Origin of the sequence: Tenacibaculum finnmarkense (genome assembly GCF_900239185.1) — a bacterium.
Classification (GTDB): Bacteria; Bacteroidota; Bacteroidia; order Flavobacteriales; family Flavobacteriaceae; genus Polaribacter; species Polaribacter finnmarkensis.
In genome coordinates this window covers 1-2,073 of record NZ_OENA01000082.1, presented here as the reverse complement: position 1 = coordinate 2,073, position 2,073 = coordinate 1, and the positions used below count along the sequence as shown (strand labels likewise).

2 protein-coding genes are annotated in these 2,073 nt (G+C 27.6%); both read right to left on the bottom strand.

Features of this window, described 5'->3' with window-relative positions:
* Positions 1-225: 225 nt before the first annotated feature.
* The gene (locus AQ1689_RS09850; protein WP_232121203.1) at positions 226-1,071 is read right to left on the bottom strand and encodes a tetratricopeptide repeat protein; all 846 of its coding nucleotides are present in this window, start codon (positions 1,069-1,071) and stop codon (positions 226-228) included.
* Positions 1,072-1,229: 158 nt separating this feature from the next.
* Positions 1,230-1,850 carry a cysteine hydrolase family protein gene (locus AQ1689_RS09845; RefSeq protein WP_232122635.1) on the bottom strand — a complete coding sequence of 207 codons (621 nt, stop codon included), beginning with the start codon at positions 1,848-1,850 and terminating at the stop codon, positions 1,230-1,232.
* Positions 1,851-2,073 lie beyond the last annotated feature (223 nt).

The following is a 2,073-nucleotide window of genomic DNA, read 5'->3' as shown; positions in this document are numbered from 1 at the left end:
CAGTTGTTATTTGCATAATGTTGTATTTTATTAAGTACAAATATATGTACAAAATATGATTTATGCAATTTTTTTTCGTATTGCTGGCAACGTTTTTATATATGGTTTGTTGCGTATTTCAAGCAACTAATTAAGTAAATAAAAACCGAATAGAAAATCCCTTAAGGATTTTCGTAAGTAGGCGAGTACTAGCAATAAATTATATATGGTGTTGTACAACGTTTTTTATTTCCATCTTATTTGATAAGGGTATTTTTCATAAATAGCATTGTCTTCATTCAATGAAAATCCTTTTTTTCCATTAATTTTAGCAATTTTTATTAATTCATTGGCTTCATCTATTTTTCCAATTTTTCCTAAACAAATAGCTTTATAATATTGTACATCTGAAAATTGGTTATACATTCCAAGTGCTAAATCAAATAATTCAATTGCTTCTTTATATTTTGCTTGTTCAAATTTACTAATTCCAAAATAAAATAAATCGACAGGATGTAACCAGCTTTCTCCATGTTCGGAAATTTGTTTTTCATAGTCAGCTTTAAATATTTGTTCAGATTTTTTAAATTCATTGAGTTGTAAATAAGAAAGTGCAATGTGGAAGTCATAACTATGATCCATAACATAACTATATCCAAATCTTTTTTTACAGTCTTCAAAATCTTTAATTGCTTCTCGGTAGGTTTTGGCAAATATACATTTTATAAAAGCTCTATAATCTTGCCATCGTTCTCTGTCATATTGTACAGCTTTGTCAATATATTCCATTCCTATTTCATATTTTCCTTGTTTAAACAAAGGCATTGCTTTTTGTTGCCATAAATAAGCAATTGTAGAATCTTTTTCTAACCCCTTATCAATTTCAGTTTGCCATTTTCGAGAAGACAAAGAGTATTTCCAAGCACCATTTTTTAAATATTTATCTATAATTGAATCTTTCTTTTGTTTAATAATTTGTAATTCAGAATCAGTTTTCACGATTTCTTCTTTATCTAAATTTTCTTCTCTTTTACAGTTAGTAAAAAAAACAGAAAATATTAAAATTAAAAACAGTTTATATGTAAAATTCATCGGTTTTTCTTAAAATGTTGTACAACGTTTTATATATGGTTTGTTGCGTTTTTAAAGTACTAAATTTAGTAAATAAAAACGGAATAGAAAATCCCCTAAGGATTTTCGTAGGTAGGCGAGTACTAGCAATGAATTATATATGTTGTTGTGTGTAGTGTTTATTCAGTCAGAAATTTTTCAGATGTTAGAACAGTTGAGTAATAGTAATTTAGTGCTCCTAAAAAGGCTTTTTGAACTTCTTTTGCTTTAACAGTTTCGTTATTAATTTCAAGATTTTTTGTAGCACAAGCATCACTTATTACTGTACATTCAAATCCGAAATCTTTCGCAGCTCTCGTTGTAGCATCTACACACATATGTGTCATCATTCCGCATATTACTAGTTTTTCAACTCCTATTTTATTTAAATATTCTAGAAGGTCAGTCTCTCTAAAGCTATTAGGGTAGTTTTTTGTAATTACTTTCTCATTTTCATTAGGTTTAACACTTTCGTGGATTTTTACACCAAAAGTATTAGGAATAAAAAATGTTGAATTTGTTCTAGTCGAAAGGTGTTCTATATGAATAACTGGCATTTTTCTGTCTCTAAAATTCTGTAAAATTAATTGAGCTTTTTCTCCTGCTTTTTCAGGTTCAGAAAGTTCCATTTTTCCTCCTTTAAAATAATCATTTTGAATGTCAATAAGTATTAATGCTGTTTTCATTGTATCAGTATCGGTTTGAGCTTTTGCTATATTTGTTATTAAAATTAGAGTTAAAATCAATAATATTTTTTTCATTTCATTTCGTTTTTTGCATTACACACAACGTTTTTGTATATGGTTTGTTGCGTGTTTCAAGCAACTAATTTAGTAAATAATTACTGACCAAGAAAGTCCACGAGGACTTTCGTAAGTAGGCAAGAAGCCAGCAATAAATTATATACGGCTTAAGTTTGTCTTTTAATACATTTGATATATAATCAGAAAGAATAAAAGAGAGAATTAAGGTTACTATATACGG